Source organism: Streptomyces caelestis (assembly GCF_001279005.1).
Taxonomy (GTDB): domain Bacteria; phylum Actinomycetota; class Actinomycetes; order Streptomycetales; family Streptomycetaceae; genus Streptomyces; species Streptomyces heliomycini.
Genome location: NZ_LGCN01000040.1, coordinates 45,849 through 67,267 on the forward strand (window position 1 = coordinate 45,849; position 21,419 = coordinate 67,267).

The window sequence follows — 21,419 nt, forward strand, 5'->3', positions numbered from 1 at the left end:
GCACAGGTTTATCGACCATACTCCTGCGGTGTGGAGCAGCGCATAGGTTCGAGCAGCCAGCCCCTGGAAGGCGCCGGTTTCGACCCGGCATTCATCCCCGGGCTCACCTCGCCCGCGTCCGGCCGGGAGGAGGACGCGAAGGCGAAACCGGAGGACACGGCCCCGGAGGAGGACGACGCCCCGGAGCCGGTGGCCGAGGCGGAGGCCGGGGCCGGGGAGGGGGCCGCCCCCGAGGAGGAGGCGGCCCCCGACGGCCCCGTCTTCGAGGCCTTTGACCGCCGCGCCCGGGTCGTCGCCGACCACAGGGGCGTACGACTGCGCCTGGACGACCAGGAGTGCGAGTTCCGCTGGGACGAGATCGGCGCGGTGGAGACGGAGACCGCCCGCTTCGGCAAGCGCTGGACGGTCACCGTCCACACCCCCGACAGCCGTTGGTACCCCCTCGAGGTCGAGGCCGACTCCCGGAGCCGTTTCACCGAGTGGGACACCGCTCTGGACGCGGTCCTGGACGAGTACTTCGAGGAGGGCGCCGACGACTTCGCGGAGGCGGCCGAGGAGGACACGGAGCCGACCGGGGCCGAGGAGGCCACGGACGGCGCCGAGGGCGGCGCCGCGAAGCAGCGGACGTCCTAACCGCAGTACTGCGCCGCCTTGCCGATGGAGCGGTACATGCAGTCCGCGTTCTCCAGGAGTTGCAGGACGGCGTCCCGGTTGCGGGAGGTCTCCCGCTCGATGACCTCGTCGGGCGGGTAGAACCCGCCTCCGGAGCCGGAACCCGGGTACATCTCGAAGGTGTACCCGAAGATCCTGTGCGCGCCCCACAGGTAGTCGTCGATCGACCCGTCCGTGATGTACAGGTCGCTGGACTGCTGGGGCGTGTAGCCGTTACTGGTCGCCATCTTCCGGCCGACGGCCTGGAACGCGGCGTGGTCGTCGGCCGTCATCCCGGTTGTGGTGTCGGAGTAGGTGTAGCCGAACGGCCACAGCACCAGCTCGCTGTAGGTGTGGAAGTCGACGCCGGCCTTGATCTGCTGCACTCCGCCGACGACCCGGCTGCGCACGAAGTCCGCCACGACCTTCACCTCGGTCGCGGACTCCGGGGCGGAACCCCGGTAGGTCTCCGAGGACTTGGAGCCCGAGGAGCCGCCGCAGCATCCCCAGCGGTGGTCCCAGTTGCGGTTCAGGTCGGTCCCGACGTACGACGAACCGGAGTTCGGCTGGCGGTTCTTGCGCCAGGAGCGGTAGGAGCCGGAGGCGATGTCGTACTCGCCGCCGTCCGGGTTGAGGTCGGGGACGATCCAGATCTCCCGGCCGTCGACCATGCCGGTGATCCGGGAGTCGTTGCCGTACCCCGCGCCGAGCTCGCGCAGCAGGTACAGGGCCATCTCCACGGTCAGGTGCTCACGGGCGTGCTGGTGGTGGGTGAACAGGACCTCCGGCTCGCTCTCGTCGCTCGCCACGTTGTCGCTGACCTTGATGGCGACGATGTCCCGGCCCTGGTGGGACGTGCCGATCACCCGCTTGCTCATGATGTTCGGGTACGCCGCCAGCCGCTGGTCGATCTCCGCGTTCATCTCGGCGTAGTTGTGGTAGCGGGAGTCGGCCGAGGGGAAGTCGAACAGGCGCATGCCGTCGGCGGCGGACGAGCGGTCGGGGGCGGCGCCCAGGGGCGTGACCTCGTAGCCCTGTCGCCGCAGCGCCTTGATCTGGTCCGCCCGCCCGGAGACCACCACGGTCTCCTCGTCGGCCTCGTCCACGGTGACGCCGGAGCGCTGGATCGCCGTACGGGTCACGGGGCTCGTGCGCTGGTGGATCTCGTACTGGCGGACGTCCTCGGCCGAGGGCGCGGGGCGGTCGGCGCCGTCCGCGCCGGCCCGGGTCGCCGTCAGCGACAGCGGCGCCGCGAGGGCGAGGGAGAGGAGGGTGGCGAGCGCGGCGGAGCGCCGTCTGCCGCGGATGCGGAGTCGCATGAAGTCTCCTTGTGGGAGGTGGGGTTGTTCATGGCGACGTGCGTGGTGCGGGCGTGGTGCGGTGCCGACATCGTCACGGAGTGACATGGACCGGTCAAGGTGGGGAATCCGGCCGACCGCTCGGGCAGGTGCATCCTGTGGGGATCCCCGCACGCCCTCTTGTCCGACCGGCGACCATGGGCTTTCTTGACCCCCATGGCGGACACCACGGGCGACATCGAAGACACCGGCGTACCACTCGGGGGCGAACCGGCTCCCCGTCAGTCCCTCTGGCGCCACATCGGGCCCGGCATCGTCGTCGCGGCCACGGGGGTGGGCGCCGGCGACCTCGTGGCCACCCTCGTCGCGGGCGGCAACTTCGGCTACACCCTGCTGTGGGCCGCGATCGTCGGCTGTCTGGTGAAGATCTCCCTCGCGGAGGCGTGCGGCCGGTGGCACCTGTCCACCGGGCGCACCCTCTTCGACGGCTGGGCGAGCCTCGGCCGCTGGACGACCTGGTTCTTCGCGGTCTACGCCGTGATCTGGGGCTTCGTCTACGGCGCGGCGGCGATGTCGTCGAGCGCCCTGCCGCTGCAGGCGCTCTTCCCGGACGTGATGGACCTCGAAGGGTGGGGCATCGCCTGCGGCCTGGTGGGCCTGGTCTTCGTCTGGTTCAACAAGTACGGCGTCTTCGAGAAGGTCATGACGGTCCTGGTGGGCGTCATGTTCGCCGTCACCGTCTACCTGGCGGTCCGCGTCACCCCCCACCTCGGCGACGCCTTCGCCGGCCTCCTCCCGGTCCTCCCGGACGAGAAGGGCTCGGTCCTCAACACCCTCGGTCTGATCGGCGGCGTGGGCGGCACCATCACGCTGGCGGCGTACGGCTACTGGGTCAACGCCAAGGGCTGGACGAACACCGGCTGGATGAAGGTCATGCGCCTGGACAACCGGGTCGCCTACGCCACCACCGGCGTCTTCGTCATCGCGATGCTCCTCGTCGGCGCCGAGCTGCTGCACTCGGCGAACATCGCGATCGCGAGCGGCGACAAGGGCCTGATCCAGCTCGGCGACGTCCTGGAGCGGCAGTACGGACCGGCCACCGGCAAGCTCTTCCTGATCGGCTTCTTCGCCACCTCCTTCACCTCCCTGATCGGCGTGTGGCACGGGGTGAGCCTGATGTTCGCCGACTTCCTGGCCCGGCGGCGGGGCGAGCGGGAGGCGCGCGGCGACGAGCTGGCCTCCGGCCGCCGCGAACGCTCCTGGGCCTTCCGCGCCTACCTGCTCTGGCTCACCTTCCCGCCCATGATCCTGCTCTTCCAGGGCCAGCCCTTCCGCCTGATCATCGTCTACGGCGTCCTGGGCGCCGCCTTCATGCCCTTCCTCGCCCTCACCCTGCTCTGGCTCCTCAACTCGAGCCGCACACCGCGCGAGTGGCGCAACGGCCCCCTCAGCAACACCATGCTGGCCGTCGCCGGCCTGCTGTTCCTGGTCCTCTGCGTCAAGCAGGTCCGGGACCAGCCGTGGTCGGAGTTCTTCTGACCCGCACGGACCGCCGGCCCTACCGCAGCTCGTCCCACTCCGGGCTGAGCGCCATCTCCCGCAGCTGGTCGACGGTCAGCGCGGGGGTGGCGCGGGACGGCTCGGCGTGCGCGGCACCGTTGTTGAAAGCGCTGATCACCACGCGGAAGCCGTCCTCGCCGGGCCGCAGGGTGTCGGCGGTCCACATCAGGACTCCGGCGACCCGGTCGTCCCCGTTCCCCTGCCGGACGGCGACGCGGGTGCCGTCGGGCAGGGTCTCGCCGTCGGTGTAGAGCTCTCCGGCGATGTCGCCCATGCCGTGCTGGACGTTGACCTGGACGAGGCTCTCGCCCCGGCCGTCGTCGACCACGACGTAGGCGAAATCGCCCTCCGGGTCACCCTTCCTGACCACGTCCAGTCCCTCCGGGAGCAACCCGGCCAGCGTCCTGCCGACGTCCTCGCCGGAGGCGGCCGGCGGCAGGTCGGCGGTCGGGGCGCCCCCGGCGGGCTCCGGCGTCTCGGGGATCGCGTCCACCACCCGGCGCCACACCTCGGCCGTGACGACCTCCTCCAGCTGCTCGGCCGACAGCGGCGGCTCCGCACGGGAGACCGGCGCGCCCTTCTGCGCGGGAGCGTTCCACTCGCCGACGCTGACGTGCTGCCCCTCGGCCGTGACCAGGTCGGCGGACCAGTACTTGGTGTCGACGCGTTTGTCGGGATACTCGTACCCCTTGAGCAGCCGCAGCAGCGAGCCGTCGGACAGCCGGGTGGAGGAGCAGTCGTCGTAGGGGACGAACGTCTCGTCGGGACACCGCGTCAGCTGCCGGACCTGGGCACCGCCCGGCTCCACCCGGTCGAACCCCACGGTGATCGCGGCGGCACCCCGCCCGTCGTCGTGGACGAGAGACGCGTACGGCCCCGGTTCGTCGGCCGTCCCGCGGGCCTCCTCCCGACTGAACTCGCCCTCGGGCAGCAGCTCCTTGAGCCGGTCGAGGAGGGTGTCGCCGGACACGGGAGCCGGGGCGGAGGCGGCGGCCGACGCGGACGGCCGGGAGGCGGCCCCGGTGGCCGCGGCGGAGACGTCCGATCCGTCGGAGTTCCCCTGCGGCAGGAACATCGCCCCGCCCACCCCGACCAGCGCGACCCCGGCGACCCCGCCGAGCACCCCGGCCCGGCGCCGCGTCAGCGCCCGCCGTCCGCGGGCCCGCCCACCGGCGACGAGGGCCGAACGGTCGGCGTCGAAGCCTCCGCCGGTCTCGTGCAGCGCGGCGGAGAGCCGTTCCTCGAAGGGTTCCTGATGCTGGTTTTCGGGCATGGCGAACCACCCTTTCCGCATGGTGGGAGAAGTGAGAGCCGAAGTGGGGAGTGGGAACGGGGGGACAACGGGCTCCGGAGACGTCAGGTTCCGGCGTACTCCGTGAGATCTTCGCCGAGCAGTTCGCGCAACCTGCCCAGCGCCCGGGAACAGCGGGTCCGAACGGCCGCCGAGCTGACGTTCATGACGTCGGCGGTCTCCTCGACGGACCGGTCCTCCCAGTACCGCAGGACGACGACGGCCCGGTCCTTGGCGGGCAGCCGCGCCAGCGCGTCCAGCAGCGTGAGCCGCAGTGAGGCGTCCCCGTCCCCGGCGCCGGGCAGGTCCGGGAACACGTCCGTCGCCCGTTCACGGCTGCTGCGCCGCCGCTGGTGGGCGAGGAAGGTCCGGGTGAGCACGGTCTGCGCGTACCCGGCGGGGTTCCCGACCCGGGAGACGCGTCCCCAGCGGACGTACAGCCGCCCGAAGGTCTCCTGCACGAGATCCTCGGCCAGGTGCGTGTCCCCGGCGGTGAGCAGACACGCGGACCGGTACAGGTGGCCGGCCCGCGCCGCCGCGAACTCGGCGTACTCGTCCGCCCGCGCCTGTCTCATGTGCCGTGCCCCCTGTGTTCGTCCGGTCCCGTGTCCGCCGCCTTCACCTCATTGATGCGGTGGGGCGGGGAGAATGTTTCATACGGACCTCACGGCGGAACGGGGCCGCCCCCGCCCACGGTGACGTGGGCGGGGGCGGACGACGGGCGTCGCGCCGGCTACGGCAGCGCGTGGACGTGCGGGCCCACCGCGTCGGACCAGGCGTTGCCGGCCGTGGCGTCCCAGTTGGTGGACCAGGTCATCGCGCCCCGCAGCGACGGGTAGGTCCTCGACGGCTTGAAGGTGCCGCAGTGGACGCCCTTCGTCAGGCAGTCCAGGGCGTTGTTCACCACCGTCGGCGAGACGTGGCCGCTGCCCGCGCCCCGCGTCGAGGCCGGCAGGCCCAGGCCCACCTGGGACGGGTCGAGACCGCCCTCCAGCTGGATGCAGGCGAGCGCGGTCAGGAAGTCCACCGAGCCCTGGCTGTACACCTTGCCGTCGCAGCCCAGCATGGAACCGCTGTTGTAGTACTGCATGTTGACGACCGTGAGGATGTCCTTCACGTTCAGCGCGGTACGGAAGTACGAGCCGGACGTCGACTGCATGTCGATGGTCTGCGGCGCCATCGTCAGGATCATGTCCGGGCCCGCCTTCGCCGACAGGGCGCGCAGCGCCTGCGTCATGTAGGTCGGGTCGAGGCCGTTCTCCAGGTCGATGTCGACGCCGTCGAAGCCGTACTCCCGCATCAGGGCGTACACCGAGTCCGCGAAGTTCGTCGCCGAGGCGGGGTCGTTCACCGCGACGGTGCCCTTCTCGCCGCCGACCGAGATGATGACCTTCTTCCCGGCCGCCTGCTTGGCCCGGACGTCCGCCTTGAACTGGTCCACGGTGTAGCCGCCCAGGCCCGCCGAGTCCAGGTGGAAGGTGACCGCGCCCGGTGTGCCGGTGGCGTCGGCGAAGGCGACCGCGATGATGTCGTAGGCGCTCTGCACGTCCGAGAGGCGCTGCACCGCCGCACCGTTGTCGAAGTTCTGCCAGTACCCGGTCACCGCGTGCCGGGGCAGGTCACCGCCCCCGCCTCCGCCGCTCTCCTTCGTCCGCGCCGTCACCGCCGCCGACTTCGGCGACTCGCCCGCCGCGTTGACCGCCGCGACCTGGAAGGAGTACGACGACGCGGCCGCGAGCCCGGTCACGGTCGCCGACGTGCCCGACACGGCCGTCACCTTCGCACCGTCGCGGTAGAGGGTGTAGCCCGTGGCCCCCGACACCGCGTTCCAGGCCAGGGACACCGACGAGGACGTCGTGCCGGAGACGCCGAGACCGCCCGGTGTGCCCGGGACCGTCGGTTCCGGGTCACCGCCGCCGCCCCCGTCGGGGCCGAACACCGACAGGTCGTCCGCGTAGTAGGCGGCCTGGCCGTACCAGCCGTGGGTGTAGACCGTGACCGAGGTGGTGGAGGAGCCGGTGGTGAAGCCCGTCGACAGCTGCTTCCAGCTGCCGGAGTCCGGGGTCCAGGTGGAGACGTCCGTCGTACCGGTGCCGGTCACGCCCAGGTAGGCGTACCCGCCCCGCACCCAGCCGCTCAGCCGGTACGTGGAGTTCGGCTTCACCGCGACGGTCTGGGCGCAGCGGGCGTTGTCCTGCCCGGCGGGTGTGGCCTTGAGCGCGGCCGTGCCGCCGTGGACCGGGGAGGAGACGGTCGTGCCGCTGTCCGCCGAACAGGTCCAGCCGCCCAGGCCCGCCTCGAAGCCGGCGTTCCTGGCGTTGTCGACGTCCGCCGCGGACGCCTGGCCCGCGCCGGCGAGGGGGAGGGCGAGGGCGAGGGCGGAGACGAAGGCTCCGGTCCAGAGACGTCTGCGTCGAACGGGCGTTCCTGGTGCGCGGTTCATGGAGGCCTCCGGTGGGGGAGAAGAGGGGGGAGGAGAGGAGCGGGCGACGGTGGCCACCGTGTGCAGCACAAGGTGGTCCAGACCAATCGTGTTGTCAATAGGTCCAGACCGGAATCGACCGGTGGAACGGTCCCGGGGTGCCGCCCGGCGTCAAGGCGGTGCACGGGGAGCCACACCCCCGGGTCCCGGACGGGACCGGCGAGATGCTCGACGTGTCCCGTTTTGGCGCGCCTTGTGCATCAGTAGTTGTCGTTCGGCTGCTCAAACGCTGTTCTCCGGTCACAGACCCGCGGATACAGTGCTGACGTAGTCACGCAGTGAAGTCACCGGGGAGCATCGGAGTGACGCCCGATGGGCCGAGGGGCCTGGGAGAACGGGGAGCCGCGCGTGCCAACTGCCATCGCCGTGACCGGCGCCGACATGGCGCTGCCGGCCCAGGACGAACGCACCCTGCCCGCCGCGGTGCTGCGGGACGTCGACACCCGCCCGCTCGAACAGGTCCTGTCCGAGCTGCAGATGCTCATCGAGCACCACGGGCACGTCATCGTGGTCTGCTCCCGGGCCGCCCCCACCGCCGTCCGGCGACGCCTGCACACCCTGCGCTCGCTGCTGGAGAGCGACCGGATAGCCCTCTTCAGCCCCGATCTGCCACCGCTCGGACTGGCCGTCCTGGCCCGCCAGTTACGGCAGCTCGCCTCCTGCGACCTCAGCCCCGGCGTCCTCGCCTCCGCCGGCCGGCTGCTGATCCACTACATCCACTGCGGGGCCCTGCTCGGTTCCGTCGCCCGCCTCGACCGCGTCCCCGTCGACCTGAAGCAGCACGCCAAGTCCTGGATGCCCGGCAGCCAGTTCGCCGTGCTCGCCCACCCGCAGCCGCGCCTCGTCCGCCTCGGCCCCGACGCCTCCCTCGACGGCCCCGAGTTCGGCACCTGGATGCTCGTCGCCAAGGGCCGGCTCCCGTCCGACTGGGTCACCACCACCCTGGCCCCGGCCTGGAAGGTCCAGGGCCTGCGCGAGACACCGCTGCCCGCCGAGTCCCCCGGCTGGTGGGGGACCGGCAGGATCATCGAGTTCTGCACCTACCTGCCCGACCTGTCCGTCCTGTACCAGCTGGTCACCTCCGTACGACGCGGCAGCTGCCACTGGTGCGGCATCGACGTCATCGGCGACCGGTGCGTGTTCTGCTCCGCCGTACCGCCCGCACCCGAGGGCACGCCGGCCCTCACCCGGGGCACCTGACCCCGCTCGCCCCCGCCCGACCACCGCTCGCCCCCGCCCGATCCCGCCCGACCGATATCCCCGATGAGGTTGCACGGTTCATGAACTCCCGTCAGCGCCGCGGCGTGATACTCCTGCTCCTGTCGGTCCTGTGCGCCCTGGGCGCGTTCGCCGGCGTGCTCTCCGTCATCAGCGACGTGGAGTCCAAGGTCGGCCCCGAGGTCACCGCGTACCGGCTGAAGACGAACGTGGCGCCCTACACCCCCCTCAGTACCGGCCAGTTCGAGAAGATCGAGATGCCCGAGCGGTGGCTGTCGAAGAACGCCGTCACCGACCTGGACGAGATCCGGGGCAAGATCGCCGTGACCGACCTGCGGGAGGGCTCCCTGCTGCAGAGCGACATGATCGTGAACCAGCCCGCCCTGCGGCCGGGACAGCAGGAGGTCGCCATCATGATCGACGCGGCGACCGGCGTGGCCGGCAAGATCACACCGGGCTCCTCGGTCAACGTCTACGCCACCTTCGAGGGCGAGCGCGAGGGCGACCCCGACCAGTCCAGGATCATCGTGACCAACGCCAGGGTCCTCGACGTGGGCCGGCTCACCGCCCTCCGGCCCGACGAGAACGACCGGGACCGGGAGCCCACCGACGCCGTCCCGATCACCTTCGCGCTGTCCGCCGGCGACGCCCAGCGCATCACCTACGCCGAGTCGTTCGCCCGGCGGGTCCGCCTCGCGCTGGTCGCGCCCGGAACCGACGGCACCGTCCCGGACTCGCAGCGGACGTACGAACTCGCGAAGGACAAGTGAGAGGCCCGCATGCCCACGAGGATCCTCCCGGCAGTCGGCGACGCGGACGCGGTCCGGTCCCTCACCACACTGCTCAGCCAGCTCCCGGACGCCGAACCGGTCACCCCGGTGGCCGACTCCACCCAGCTCGTCGACACCCTCGCCCGGCTGGCCGCCGAGTCCGTCGACGAACTGCCCGAGGTCGTGGTCGTGCACGAGCGGATCGGCCCCGTCCCCGCCCTGGAGCTGATCCGCGAAGTCGCCCTGCGCTTCCCCGCCGTCGGCGTCATCCTCGTCACCTCCGACGCGAGCCCCGGCCTCTTCCAGGCCGCCATGGACTACGGAGCCCGCGGCCTGGTCGCCCTCCCGCTCGGCTACGAGGAACTCGCCAGCCGCGTCCAGGCCGTCGCCCAGTGGTCCGCCGGCGTACGACGCCACCTCGGCTCCGGCGGCGACGTGTTCACCGGCTCCGGCGGCACCGTCGTCACCGTCAGCGGCGCCAAGGGCGGCGTCGGCGCGACCCTGACCGCCGTCCAGCTCGCCCTCGCCGCCCAGGCCTCCGGCCGCCCCACCGCCCTGGTCGACATGGACCTCCAGACCGGCGACGTCGCCGCCTACCTGGACGTCCAGTTCCGCCGCTCCGTCGTCGACCTCGCCGCCATCAACGACATCTCCCCGCGCGTCCTCGCCGACGCCGTCTTCCGCCACGACACCGGCCTCGCCCTGCTGCTCGCCCCCGGCGAGGGCGAACGCGGCGAGGACGTCACCGACCGCGCCGCCCGCCAGATCGTCAGCGCCCTGCGCTCCCGCTACGAGGTCGTCGTCATCGACTGCGGCGCCCAGCTCGGCGGCGCCGGCGCGGCGGCCGTGGAGATGGCCGACACCGCCCTGCTGGTCACCACCCCCGACGTCATCGCCGTACGGGGCGCCAAGCGGACGGTGCGGATGTGGGACCGGCTGCAGATCCGCAAGGCCGAGGAGACCACCGTGGTCGTCAACCGGCACACCCGGTCCACGGAGATCCAGCCCCCGCTCATCCGGAGGATCACCGGCACCGTCGTCGCGGCCACCGTGGTCCCCGCCCACTTCAGGGAACTCCAGGCCGTCGTGGACGCCGGCCGCGTCCACGAACTGGAGAACAAGAGCACCGTCAAGCAGGCCCTGTGGGGGCTGGCCGGCGAACTCGGCCTGGTCAAGGCGGCGCAGGGCGCCCGGAAGGCGGGCCGGCTGCGCGGCGACCGCGGGTCGGTGGGCCTGCGGCGGCGCAGGGACTCGGGGGGATGAGGCGATGAGGACGACGGCGTCACGGCGACCGGACGACCGGGGCCAGGTCACCATCGAGTTCCTCGGCATGACCCCCACGATCCTCGTGACACTGGTGGTGCTGTGGCAACTCGTGCTGGTGGGGTACGCGTTCACGCTCGCGGGGAATGCTGCGGACGAGGCCGTACGGGCGGCCACGGCGGCGGCGCCGGGCGCGCGCCAGGGCGCCTGCCGGGCGGCCGGGCTGGACAAGCTGTCGGGAGCGTGGGCGGGAGGGGCGACCGTGGACTGCGCGACCTCGGGCGGTTTCGTCACCGCCGACGTGGAGCTGGACGTCCCCCTCCTCTTCCCCGGCGTCCTCTCCCTCCCCCTCGACGTGGAGGGGCACGCGGGCGCGGTCGAGGAGGAGACGGACTGACATGCCGCAGACGCCGTGCGCACGCCACCCCCGCGACCGCGGCCAGGTCGCCGTCGAGTACCTCGGCTTCCTCCCGGTCCTGCTCGTCGTCGCCATGGCCGCCGTCCAGCTCGGCCTGGTCGCCTACACCGCCCAGCAGGCCGGTACGGCGGCCCGTGCGGGGGCGCGCAGCGCGTCGCTCGACCGGGAGGCCGGACCGGCCTGCACGGCGGCGGTCAGCGACTGGCTGGCCGGGCGCACCGGCTGCGCGGTGGCGAAGGGCGGCGACGAGGTCACCGTCACCGCCACGATCGACATCCCGTCGATCGTCCCCGGCTGGAACTTCGACCCCGTCCGCAAGACCGCCACGATGCCGGTCGACCACTGAGGAGCGAGCGACCCATGAGCCTGCGGGCACGCATCAACTCCCCCGAGGAGACGGCCGGACGGGGTGAGGACGGCCACCTGGTCGCCTCCTACCGCGCCAAGCTCCTGGAGGAGATCGACCTCGCGGAGATGAGCGCGCTGGCCGCGGCCGAGCGCCGGGCCCGGCTGGAACGCGTCCTCGGCCACATCATCAGCCGCGAGGGCCCGGTCCTGTCGACCGTCGAACGCTCCCAGCTGATCCGCCGGGTCGTCGACGAGGCCCTGGGCCTCGGCATCCTGGAACCCCTGCTGGAGGACGCGTCCATCACCGAGATCATGGTGAACGGCCCCGACGCGATCTTCGTGGAGCGCGGCGGCCGGGTCGAACAGCTCCCGCTCCGCTTCGCCTCCAACGACCAGCTCATGCAGACGATCGAACGCATCGTCTCCACGGTCAACCGCCGCGTCGACGAGTCGAACCCCATGGTCGACGCCCGCCTCCCCTCCGGGGAGCGCGTCAACGTCATCATCCCGCCGCTCTCCCTGACCGGCGCCACCCTCACCATCCGCCGCTTCCCCCGCTCCTTCACCCTCCAGGAACTGATCGGCCTCGGCTCGCTGGACGAGCCCACGCTGTACCTGCTGGCCGGCCTGGTGCAGGCGCGCTTCAACGTCATCGTGTCGGGCGCGACGGGCACCGGGAAGACGACCCTCCTGAACGCCCTCTCCGGCCTGATCCCCGAGCGCGAACGCATCATCACCATCGAGGACTCCGCCGAACTCCAGCTCCAGCAGCCGCACGTCATCCGCCTGGAGTCCCGCCCGCCGAACGTCGAGGGCAAGGGCCAGGTCACCATCCGCGACCTCGTCCGCAACTCCCTCCGCATGCGCCCCGACCGCATCGTCGTCGGCGAGGTCCGCGGCGGTGAGTCCCTGGACATGCTCCAGGCCATGTCGACGGGCCACGACGGCTCCCTCGCGACCGTCCACGCCAACAGCGCCGAGGACGCCCTGATGCGGCTCCAGACCCTCGCCTCCATGTCCGACGTGGAGATCCCCTTCGTCGCCCTGCACGACCAGATCAACAGCGCCGTCGACGTCATCGTCCAGCTCACCCGCTTCGCCGACGGCGCCCGCCGCATCACCGAGGTCGCCCTGCTGGAGAGCCACGGCTCGGAGCCGTACCGGCTGGCCACGGTCGTCCGCTTCCACGCACAGCCCATGACCGCCGACGGCCGCGTCCACGGCGCCTACGAGCACCACCCCCTCCCGCGCCGCACCGCCGACCGCCTCCACATGGCGAGCCAGCCCGTCCCCCAGGCGTTCGGCATCGCCCAGTCCTACGACCAGCTCGCCACCCGAGAAGCCAGGTAGGAACCGCCCCCATGGAGCTGCAGAACCTGATCACGCTGACCACCGGCGTCACGCTGCTGACCTGCGTCCTCGCGGTCGTCGGCGTGCACGCGTACGCCACCGGCAGGGCGCAGCGGCAGGCGCTGGTGGACCGGCTGTCGGCCACCGGTCGGATCCCCGTCGCCGGCCGCCGGCGTCACTTCCCGGCCCTGGACCGCCGCCTGCGCCGCACCGGGCTCGGCAAGAAGCTCGAACTGCGCCTGGCGGCCACCGGCCTGGACGTCACCCCCGGCGAGTTCTTCGTTTACATGCTCGCCACGGTCGCCGGCCTGTGGCTCGTCGGCCAGGCGACCCTCGCCCCCTTCTTCGGCCCGATCGCCGGCCTGCTCGGCATCGGGGTGGCGCTGCAGTTCCTCAACTGGCAGCGGCAGAAACGCATCGAGAAGTTCATCAACCAGCTCCCCGAGCTGGCCCGCATCCTCGCCAACGCCACCCAGGCCGGCCTCGCCCTCCGTACGGCCGTCGGCATGGCGGCGGAGGAGCTGGAGGCCCCCGCGGGCGAGGAACTGGCCAAGGTGGCCAGCCAGCTGGCGGTGGGCGCGTCGATGGACGACGCCCTCGGCGAACTCGCCGACCGCCTCCCGTCCCGCGAGCTCGTCGTCCTGGTCACCACCCTCGTGCTGTCCAACCGGGCGGGCGGCCAGGTGGTGAGCGCCCTGCGGAACCTGACGGAGACGCTGGAGGAGCGCAAGGAGACCCGGCGGGAGGTCCGCACCCAGCTCTCCCAGGTCAGCATGACGTCGTACGCCGTGCCCGTCCTCGGCGTCGGCTCGTTGTTCCTGATGGACGGGGTGAAGGACGGCGCCCTGGAGCGCATGACCGGCTCCCCGGCCGGACAGGCCGCGGTGATCATCGCGTTCGGCCTGTACGCCGTCGGCTTCGTCCTCATCCGCCGCCTGTCCCGCATCGACGTCTGAACGGCGAGGAGGACCGACCGACATGGCACTTCTGCTCGCCCTCCTGACGGGCCTCGCCGTCTACGGCGTCTTCGCCGGCGTCCGCATGTACCGGGCGGAGGCGAAACTCCCCGGCGACCTGGCCCTGGCCCTGGAGGTCGGCTCCACCCGCACGGGCGCGGTCGACTCCCTCGTCGACCGCCTGGGCATGCGCTACGCCCCCGCCGTACTGCGCCTCATGGGCCCGGGGCAGGTCGCCAGGTACCGCCGCAGGATCGACCTGGCGGGCAACCCCGGCGGCCTCACCCTCGACCGCTACGCCGCCCGCCGCGCGGTGTACGGCTTCCTGGGCGTCGTGGGCTTCCTGGTCTTCCTGATGCGCGGCCAGCTCTTCATGGCCCTGCTGCTCCTCGCCTTCGGCGCGTTCTGGACGGAGGTCGGCATCTGGTCGGCGATCCGCGTCCGCAGGGACGTCATCGAGCGGACGCTGCCGGACTTCCTGGACGTGCTGGCGGTGGTGGTGAGCGCGGGCCTGGGCTTCCGGCAGGCCCTGGACCGGGTGTCGTCGAAGTACGAGGGCCCGTGGGCGGACGAGCTGCGCATCACGCTCCGTCAGATGGACCTGGGCATGAGCCGCAGGCAGGCGTTCGCGGAGCTGCGCCGCCGCAACGACTCGGAGCAGGTGGCGATGTTCGTCACGGCGTTGCAGCAGGGCGAGGAGCTGGGCGCGCCGATCGTGGACACGCTGGTGTCCCTGGCCAAGGACATGCGCCGGACGGACGCGCAGAACGCCCGCCGCAAGGCGGCCCGCGCGGTACCGAAGGCCACCATGATGATCACCACGTTCATGGTCCCGGCCACGATGATCCTCCTCGGCGCCGGCCTGATCCTCGGCTCCGGCATCGACTTCGGCGCGGTCACGGGCGAGTAGGGCGGGGGCGGGGTGCGATGACGACGACCGGGGAGCGCACGGGGCTGTTCCGCCGCGCGCCCAGACCCTCGGAGATCACCACCCCGCCGACGGGCACGGTCCTCCCGCCCCACGCGAGGACGGGCGCCCCGGACGTCCCGGTGACCTCGGCGACTCCGGCACTGCCCCCGGGCTGGGAACCGGCGACGGGCACCCGGCCCCGGCTGCCCGATCCGTCGGCCGCCGACGGCGCCGGCCCCCCACAGGGCCACGGAGCGGTAGCCGCCGACGGCGCCGAGCCCCCACAGGGGCCACCCGCACCCGACGACGAAACCCGCACGGGTGGTGCGGAGGGGAACCCCCATCCGGCCGAAGACCGGACGCACCCCCCACGACCCGCACAGGCCCCGGACGTCCAGATCCAGATCAACGCCCTCCAAGCCCTGTGCCGGCAGGCATTCGGCTTCAGACTGGCGATGATCGCCCTGGCGACCCCCTCCGCCCTCCTCAACGCCGCCCCCGGCTGGAGCACCCGCCTCGTCGCCCTCGCCGTGGTGGCCACCTTCATGGCCTCCTACGTCCTCTTCAGGGACTGGGAACGCTTCGGCCCCCTCCTCCTGCGCCACCCCACCCTCCTCGCGGCGGACACCCTCTTCGGAGCCCTGCTCCTCATCTCCGCGGGCCCCGACACCACCCTCGCCTACGTCAGCGTCTGCACCCCCCTCCTCGCGGGCCTGATCTACGGCTGGCGCGGCGCGGCCGTCTTCGCCTCCCTCCAGGGTCTGATCCTCCTCCTGGTCCACGCGGCCCTGGACAGCCCGCGGACGGACCCGGCGGAAGCACTCCTCCTCCCCGGCCTCTGCGTGATCGCGGGCGCGGTCGGCTCCAGCCTCCGCAACCTCATGCTCCGCCTGGGCACGGCGACCCGGGCCCTGACCACGGTCCAGGCCCGCCTGGCCGTCACGGAGGCGGTCAGCGCCGAACGAGCCCGCCTGGCCCGGGAGATGCACGACTCGGTGGCGAAAACCCTCCACGGGGTGGCCCTGGCGGCGGACGGCCTGGCCGGCACGGCGGGCGCCCCGCACATGGACCCGGCCCTGGTGGGACAACAGGCGGAACTGGTGGCCCGCTCGGCCCGCAGAGCCGCGGCCGAGTCCCGCGAACTCCTGGCCGACCTGCGCCGGGAGGCGGACCCGGGCCAGGGCGTGGACGTCCTGGTGGAACTGGCCGCCCGCACCGGCGACTTCTCCGCCCGCACCGGAGTGCCCGCCACCTACCGTCCCACCGGCGAGCACGCGGTCCCGCCCGTCCCGCCCGCCGTGGCCCGCCAACTCCTCACCATCGCCGCGGAGGCCATGGAGAACGCCCACCGCCACGCGCGACCGACCAGGGTCGACGTCCACGCCGGAGTCCACGGCGATCTGCTCCGCATCAGCGTGTACGACGACGGCACCGGCCTTCCGCCCGGCACCGACCTCGGACGACTGCGCCGCACGGGCCACTTCGGCCTGGTCGGCATGGTCGAGCGGGCGGCCTCGGTCGGCGCCCGCATCCGCATCGGCCGGGGCGCGCACACGCGAGGCACCGAAGTCCGCCTGGAACTCCCGCTGGCGGCCGTGACGACACCCACGGAGACCACCCCATGACGACACCCCCCCACCCCTTCGCGAGCGTCCCGCCACCGGCTCCCCTCCGGGTCGTCGTGGCGGACGACAACCCGGTGGTCCGCGCCGGCCTGACCGCCCTCCTCACCGGCCACGAGGACATCACGGTGGTGGCGGAGGCGGCCGACGGCCGGGAGGCCTGCGAGGCGGCCCGCGCCCACCGCCCCGACGTGGTCCTCCTGGACGTCCGCATGCCCGGCGTGGACGGCATCTCGGCACTCCCGTACCTGGTGCGGATCGCTTCCGTGGTGATGCTGACGTACAGCGGGGAGTCGGAGATCGTCCGGGAGGCCCTGCGCAGGGGAGCGGGCGGCTACCTGGTGCACGGCGAGTTCACGGCGGACCAGTTGGCGGCGGCGATCCGCGACATCGGGGAGGGCAGGCCCCACTTCACCCCCACAGCGGCAGGGGCATTGCTCTCGCAACTCCGTCAGGACCCGCGACCGACCGGGACGCTACCGGAGGGACTGGGCGCTGCACGCGCAACTAACGCGCCGTCAAACGGACTCGACCTCCACCACATTCCGCCCTCGCCTACTTCTGCGGAAAACCTTTCGCAACTGCAACCAGGTGTGGCACGATCGTCGTCTGGGTGGACGGGCGGCCGTCCGGTCGCTCCCGACAGGTCGAGGTACCGACTCAGCGCGAGGGAGGCGGAGATCATGGACCTCATCGCATCCGGCATGACCAACCAGCAGATCGCCGCCACATGCTTCATCAGCGAGAAGACGGTCAAGAACCACATCAACCGCATCTTCGCGAAGCTCCACAGCACGAGCCGTTCCGAGGCCGCGGCGAAGTGGCTCGGCACTGCGCCCGGTTCGGGCCGAGGGGTGGGGTGACCTCCGGTGACGGCGAGGGAGACGAGGAACCGGGCCCGCGCTTGGGCCCGGGATTGGGCCCTGGGGCCCTCTGACGGACAGGACTCCCACCCGTACGGTGCGGATGCCGAAAGCGGCCCCACGAGGCAGGCCGCTACCGCGTCAGCCGGAGGGGAACACCATGAGCGACCTGATGACGAAGACCGCCGTCGCGACCAAGGTCCGGGTCAACGGCTGGAAGAACACGACGGTCGAGGCCCTGCAGCGCCGCAACGCCGACAAGGGGCAGACCGCGGTCGAGTACCTGGGCATCATCGCGGTGGTCGTGCTGATCGTGCTCGCGATCACCGGCACCAGCATCGGCCAGACCATCCTCGGCAAGATCAACGAACAGATCGCCAAGGTGGCTCCTTGACGCGATTCCGCCGGTACGACGACGCAGGGCAGGCCTTCCCCATCTACATCACGGTGGTGGGGGGCCTGCTCTTTCTCGCGCTCGCGTACTTCGCGGTCGGCCAGGCCGCGGTGAATCGGAACGGCGCGCAGACCGCCGCCGACGCGGCGGCGCTCGCGGCGGCCCAGGACACACGGGACGCGCTCGCGAAACGGTGGGTTCAGGACCTGCTCGATCCGGAGAAGTGGCAGGCCATCTTCAACGGGGACGTCGACGGCATCGGTCTCACCTGCGGACGCGCGCACGAGCTTGCCGCGCGGAACGACGCCCGTGTGATCGGATGCGATCTGGCGGGCCTCCTCGGCTACAGGGTCGAGGTGGAGACCAACAAGACCGTCGGAGACTCGATCGTCCCCGATACGGAGAACCGCCGCTCCGACGCGACCGCCACCGCTGTGATCGAACCCCGCTGTACTTTCCCGCTCCCGTCCGAGGCCGCTGAAGAAGCTGAGGAAGACGTACTGCCGCTGCTCAGCTGCAAGGGCGGCGAGGAATGGGAGCTGGACCCGAAGGCGCCCGACGAGCTCCTGCCGCAGCCCGAGGACCTGTTCGACGTCCACCTGGCCGACTGACAAGCGAACGACGAGTGATGAAGGAAGCAGAGAGATGAGCATTCGGATCACTGCGCAGGCCCGCAGGGGGGTGGTCGCGTTGACCATTACGGCCGGTCTTGCCGTGGGCGCCGTGGGCTGTGGCGGTGGAGGCGATGACGACAAGCCGAGCCCTTCGGCGTCGGCCTCCAGGGACAGTGGTTCCAAGCCGAGTGCTCAGGAGGGGCAGGCGGAGACTCCTCTGGCCGAACTCAAAGGTACAGACGGACTGCTTCTACAGGTCACCTCTGCCGTACGGGATTCCGGCGGCTTCGTCACCGTGAGCGGAAATCTCAAGAACGACGGTGCGGAATCAGTGGCCGTCCCGCCTCAGACGAGTGGGGACGAGACCGAGGTCATCAAACACGGCCCCTCGCTCGGTGGTGCCACCCTCGTGGACTCGAAGGGGAGGAAGCGCTATTACGTGCTGCGGGACACGGATGGCCGACCACTGACCACAACCGGTCTTGCCACCCTCAACGCAGGTCAGGCCCTTCCTGTCTTCATGCAGTTCCCCGCACCGCCGACGGACACGGTCGAGGTCGACCTCCAGGTACCGACGTTCTCCAGCGGCACGATCAAGATTTCCGGGTGAGGCCGGCCATGACTCGTACCCCGACCCGCTTGGCGCCGCCCCGTCTCGCCCTGGTCCTGTCGGCTGCCACGGTCATGGCCGCCACCCACCTGTACGGCGCGGTGGTGGCCCACGCGGACGACGGCCCCAGCGTTCCGCCGGGAACCGAGGCGTCCGCGTCCGCACCCGTCGAGGTCGACCCGAACGACCCCGACCTCAAGCTCCCGGAGGGCGCCACCCTCACCGAGCCCAAGGTCCTCGACATCAAGCAGATCGTGGAGGAAAAGAGCGGCGACGAGCGCCGCGAGGACACCAACTCCGACGTGACGTTCGCGCTCCAGGCCGAGGTGCTGTTCGGCAAGGACAGCGCCAAGCTCGGCGCGGAGGCGAAGGCCCGTATCGTCACGATCGCGGGCGAGATCAAGACGCAGAACGCGACGAAGGTCCGCGTCTTCGGCTTCACCGACGACCTGGGCTCGTCCGCCCACGGCGACGTCCTGTCCCGCCGGCGCGCCAACGCCGTACAGGCCGTCCTGGGCCAGCAGTTGAGCGACGCGGACATCACCTACGAGGTGCGCGGATACGGCGAGCAGTACCCGATCGCCGACAACTCGACGGAGGCCGGCCGCAAGAAGAACCGCAGGGTCGAGATCACCTTCCCGCGCACGGCGGGCTGAGCCGGCCGGAGCAGGCGGTCGGCGACGGCGCCTGAAGGTCCACCTCGACCCGGGCCCCGGCCCGCAGCCCCCACCCCGCCATCGCCCCGGCCTCGGCTTCCAGCACATGCCGTGCCCGGAGCCGGGGCAGACCGAGCCGTCCGGGCGGCATGGTGCGGACGGCGACGACCCGGAGCCGCCGGTCGAGGTAGGCGACGTCGATGGGCATGCGCATACGGAAGGTGTGCACGCTGTTGGCGGGGGAGAGCAGCAGGGCCCCGTCGAGGGAGTCCCGCCCCAGCAGCCCTTTCGTACGGGCCCGATAGGAGGCGGCGATCTCCAGCGCAACGCGCACCGGAGGCCGCTCTCCGTCCTCCCCCCGCACGATCAGCTCCCCACGCCCGTCCCGCCAGCGCCCCATCCCGACCGCCCCCTCGACCACCCACCGACGAACCCTCCGCACCGAACGTATCCCCGCGGGTCCCCGAAGTCAGTGCTTGCGCAGGTGCTCCGCCAGCGCGGCCAGGGTCCGGGCCGTCTCGGACAGGCCCGCGACGGCGGCCTGGAGCTCCGAGGCGATGTGGCGGGCCGTGGGAAGGGCGGCGGACGGGACGGCGACCGGCGTGCCGCGGTAGCCGATGGGGCCCTCGTTCCAGCGCTGGTAGTAGCCGGTGAACGCCTGCCCGGCGGGCGCTTCCGCGAACCGGACCCGGCCGAGCTGGATCTCGGCGCCGCCGGCGTTGCGGGTGATGTCGAGGCGGTAGTAACGGTAGGCATGGGAGGTGGAGCGGAGGTGGAACGCGCGGGTCTGGAAGCGCTCGGTGAACTTTTCACCGCTCCGGGTGTCCAGTGGCGTCCACGTGTCGCCGTCGTGCGAGCCGAAGAGGGTCCAGTCGCGGGGGTCGCGTTCGGCGCAGTCGTTCGCCGACGTCAGGGAGTACGAGGCGACGGCGGTGGGGCGGACGAGGGTGAGGTCGAGGTGGGCGGTGTCCGCGAACGCCAGCCACTTGCCGCGCTCGTCCTCGAGGAGGTTGTCGGCCACTTCGCCCCCGCCCTCGAACTCGTCGCTCGCCTCGACACCGCCCACCTCGACCTCGGAGACGTCGGGGTGCAGCACGACCGTCCCGGAGTTGCCCCGCTGGTCGCGCCAGGTCACCCGCTCGACGGGCTCCCCGCCGTCGTCGACCAGCAGCCGCAGTTCGTGCGAGGTGTGCCAGTCACCGCCCCATCCCTCCTCCGTGTGGAAGCGGTGCAGGGGGGACGCCGAGAGGTTCACGGTGTCGTCCGAGAACGGCCGGCGGTCGGTGAGCCGCCCCCGGTACTCGTACGCCGTACCGTCCGCGGTGCGGTACACGCCGTGGAAGTCGGACATGGTGGACTGGAAGCTGATGGCGGCCTCGGCGCCGCCCTCACCACGCCAGCCGAGCTGGGCGGGCAGGGAGTGCTCGTCCCGGTCGATGTGGAAGAGCAGCCGCTGTGCCGCCTGCCAGGGGGCGAAGGCGGCGTGGGCGGGGCGGATCTCCGTCCGGTAGGTGAAGACCGAGTCACGGGCGGCCTCGGCGGCCCGCGCACGCTCGGAGCGGCCACGCTCCCGGACGGGGTCCAGGGTGATCCGGTAGAGCCGGAGCATGCTGCCGGACTTGGCCGAGGAACGTATCTCCAGCCTGTTGACGCCGGGCTTCAGCAGGCGCCCGGGCACCGCGAAGACGTTGTCGTGCGGGAGGTCGCCGCCGCCGGGCACGGTGAGGTCCTCGGCCACCACCTCACCCTGGACCAGTACGTCCATCGGCGCGTACCCGAGGTCGGAGCCGAGCCTGGAGACCAGGGCCGTGACGGTGAGCGTCGCCTGGGGGACGTCCTCCGGGTCCTCCACCTCGAAGTCCAGCGTCACGCTCCCGCCCGCGCTCAGCGCCACGTGCGACCCGGCGAACCGGGCCCCGTGAAGCCTGACCTCGGAGTTGGCCAGCCGGGTCGGATCGACGGAGAAGTCGGCGTAGGTGGCCTCAAAGCCCATGGCAGCTCCCGCTCATGACGTCATGTCAGAGAACACCGCCGAGCGGCGGCGACCCGTGATCCAGGACCCTAGTGGGCGGGGCTGACAACGACGGCGGCACGGGCGGTGGCGCCGCGGCACGCACGGGTGGGCAGAACCGGACCGGCCCGCGA

Annotated in this window: 22 protein-coding genes; 16 read left to right on the top strand and 6 right to left on the bottom strand. The window is 71.8% G+C overall.

Going from position 1 to position 21,419, the window contains the following annotated elements; all coding sequences use genetic code 11:
- Nucleotides 1-30 precede the first annotated feature (30 nt).
- Nucleotides 31-633, top strand: a complete 603-nt coding sequence (locus ADK41_RS04575; RefSeq protein WP_037804649.1) for a hypothetical protein — start codon at nucleotides 31-33, stop codon at nucleotides 631-633.
- Here the strand turns inward: ADK41_RS04575 and ADK41_RS04580 are convergent.
- A complete protein-coding gene (locus ADK41_RS04580; RefSeq protein WP_030830418.1) occupies nucleotides 630-1,970 on the bottom strand; it encodes a M14 family metallopeptidase in 1,341 nt (446 codons plus the stop codon). The genes ADK41_RS04575 and ADK41_RS04580 overlap by 4 nt on opposite strands.
- A gap of 195 nt (nucleotides 1,971-2,165) precedes the next feature.
- Here ADK41_RS04580 and ADK41_RS04585 point away from each other — a divergent pair, with 195 nt between their 5' ends.
- Nucleotides 2,166-3,488: an Nramp family divalent metal transporter gene (locus tag ADK41_RS04585; RefSeq protein ID WP_030830420.1), complete on the top strand. Its 1,323-nt coding sequence runs from the start codon at nucleotides 2,166-2,168 to the stop codon at nucleotides 3,486-3,488.
- Nucleotides 3,489-3,507: 19 nt separating this feature from the next.
- Here the strand turns inward: ADK41_RS04585 and ADK41_RS04590 are convergent, their stop codons facing one another.
- The 3 genes from ADK41_RS04590 to ADK41_RS04600 form a co-directional block, all read right to left on the bottom strand.
- Complete coding sequence (locus ADK41_RS04590; protein ID WP_030830422.1) at nucleotides 3,508-4,782, bottom strand: hypothetical protein; 1,275 nt, start codon at nucleotides 4,780-4,782, stop codon at nucleotides 3,508-3,510.
- Between the two features lie 83 nt (nucleotides 4,783-4,865).
- Entirely contained in the window at nucleotides 4,866-5,375 is a 510-nt protein-coding gene (locus tag ADK41_RS04595; RefSeq protein ID WP_030830424.1) for a SigE family RNA polymerase sigma factor, read from the bottom strand.
- Between the two features lie 158 nt (nucleotides 5,376-5,533).
- Nucleotides 5,534-7,243, bottom strand: a complete 1,710-nt coding sequence (locus ADK41_RS04600; RefSeq protein WP_030830427.1) for a chitinase — start codon at nucleotides 7,241-7,243, stop codon at nucleotides 5,534-5,536.
- Nucleotides 7,244-7,648: 405 nt separating this feature from the next.
- Here ADK41_RS04600 and ADK41_RS04605 point away from each other — a divergent pair, with 405 nt between their 5' ends.
- From ADK41_RS04605 to ADK41_RS04670, 14 genes are all read left to right on the top strand, one after another.
- The gene (locus tag ADK41_RS04605) at nucleotides 7,649-8,482 is read left to right on the top strand and encodes a hypothetical protein (RefSeq protein WP_030830432.1); all 834 of its coding nucleotides are present in this window, start codon (nucleotides 7,649-7,651) and stop codon (nucleotides 8,480-8,482) included.
- Between the two features lie 80 nt (nucleotides 8,483-8,562).
- Nucleotides 8,563-9,270, top strand: coding sequence for a Flp pilus assembly protein CpaB (gene cpaB / locus ADK41_RS04610; protein ID WP_030830435.1), 708 nt, complete (start codon nucleotides 8,563-8,565; stop codon nucleotides 9,268-9,270).
- Between the two features lie 9 nt (nucleotides 9,271-9,279).
- Nucleotides 9,280-10,533: an AAA family ATPase gene (locus tag ADK41_RS04615; protein WP_030830437.1), complete on the top strand. Its 1,254-nt coding sequence runs from the start codon at nucleotides 9,280-9,282 to the stop codon at nucleotides 10,531-10,533.
- A 4-nt stretch (nucleotides 10,534-10,537) separates the two neighbouring features.
- On the top strand, nucleotides 10,538-10,930 hold the full coding sequence (locus tag ADK41_RS04620) for a septum formation initiator (RefSeq protein ID WP_030830439.1): 393 nt from the start codon (nucleotides 10,538-10,540) through the stop codon (nucleotides 10,928-10,930).
- 1 nt (nucleotide 10,931) lies between these two features.
- Entirely contained in the window at nucleotides 10,932-11,297 is a 366-nt protein-coding gene (locus ADK41_RS04625) for a TadE/TadG family type IV pilus assembly protein (protein ID WP_030830441.1), read from the top strand.
- Nucleotides 11,298-11,311: 14 nt separating this feature from the next.
- Nucleotides 11,312-12,649, top strand: a complete 1,338-nt coding sequence (locus ADK41_RS04630) for a CpaF family protein (protein WP_030830448.1) — start codon at nucleotides 11,312-11,314, stop codon at nucleotides 12,647-12,649.
- An 11-nt stretch (nucleotides 12,650-12,660) separates the two neighbouring features.
- Nucleotides 12,661-13,605 carry a type II secretion system F family protein gene (locus ADK41_RS04635; protein WP_030830450.1) on the top strand — a complete coding sequence of 315 codons (945 nt, stop codon included), beginning with the start codon at nucleotides 12,661-12,663 and terminating at the stop codon, nucleotides 13,603-13,605.
- A 22-nt stretch (nucleotides 13,606-13,627) separates the two neighbouring features.
- Nucleotides 13,628-14,515 (top strand): DUF5936 domain-containing protein, encoded by an 888-nt coding sequence (locus tag ADK41_RS04640; protein WP_030830452.1) that lies wholly within the window; start codon nucleotides 13,628-13,630, stop codon nucleotides 14,513-14,515.
- A 17-nt stretch (nucleotides 14,516-14,532) separates the two neighbouring features.
- On the top strand, nucleotides 14,533-16,140 hold the full coding sequence (locus ADK41_RS04645; protein ID WP_030830454.1) for a sensor histidine kinase: 1,608 nt from the start codon (nucleotides 14,533-14,535) through the stop codon (nucleotides 16,138-16,140).
- Nucleotides 16,137-17,000, top strand: a complete 864-nt coding sequence (locus ADK41_RS04650) for a response regulator (RefSeq protein ID WP_030830456.1) — start codon at nucleotides 16,137-16,139, stop codon at nucleotides 16,998-17,000. The genes ADK41_RS04645 and ADK41_RS04650 overlap by 4 nt, the downstream gene beginning before the upstream one ends.
- Nucleotides 17,001-17,160: 160 nt before the next feature.
- The gene (locus ADK41_RS04655; RefSeq protein ID WP_030830459.1) at nucleotides 17,161-17,394 is read left to right on the top strand and encodes a hypothetical protein; all 234 of its coding nucleotides are present in this window, start codon (nucleotides 17,161-17,163) and stop codon (nucleotides 17,392-17,394) included.
- Nucleotides 17,391-18,005: a pilus assembly protein TadG-related protein gene (locus tag ADK41_RS04660; protein ID WP_030830461.1), complete on the top strand. Its 615-nt coding sequence runs from the start codon at nucleotides 17,391-17,393 to the stop codon at nucleotides 18,003-18,005. The genes ADK41_RS04655 and ADK41_RS04660 overlap by 4 nt, the downstream gene beginning before the upstream one ends.
- Before the next feature lie 34 nt (nucleotides 18,006-18,039).
- The gene (locus ADK41_RS04665; RefSeq protein WP_030830463.1) at nucleotides 18,040-18,618 is read left to right on the top strand and encodes a hypothetical protein; all 579 of its coding nucleotides are present in this window, start codon (nucleotides 18,040-18,042) and stop codon (nucleotides 18,616-18,618) included.
- 8 nt (nucleotides 18,619-18,626) lie between these two features.
- A complete protein-coding gene (locus tag ADK41_RS04670; RefSeq protein WP_030830465.1) occupies nucleotides 18,627-19,274 on the top strand; it encodes an OmpA family protein in 648 nt (215 codons plus the stop codon).
- Here ADK41_RS04670 and ADK41_RS04675 read toward each other — a convergent pair.
- Both ADK41_RS04675 and ADK41_RS04680 read right to left on the bottom strand, forming a co-directional pair.
- A complete protein-coding gene (locus ADK41_RS04675) occupies nucleotides 19,249-19,674 on the bottom strand; it encodes a DUF192 domain-containing protein (protein WP_030830467.1) in 426 nt (141 codons plus the stop codon). The genes ADK41_RS04670 and ADK41_RS04675 overlap by 26 nt on opposite strands.
- Before the next feature lie 69 nt (nucleotides 19,675-19,743).
- Nucleotides 19,744-21,267 (bottom strand): discoidin domain-containing protein, encoded by a 1,524-nt coding sequence (locus tag ADK41_RS04680; RefSeq protein WP_030830470.1) that lies wholly within the window; start codon nucleotides 21,265-21,267, stop codon nucleotides 19,744-19,746.
- Between the last annotated feature and the right edge of the window lie 152 nt (nucleotides 21,268-21,419).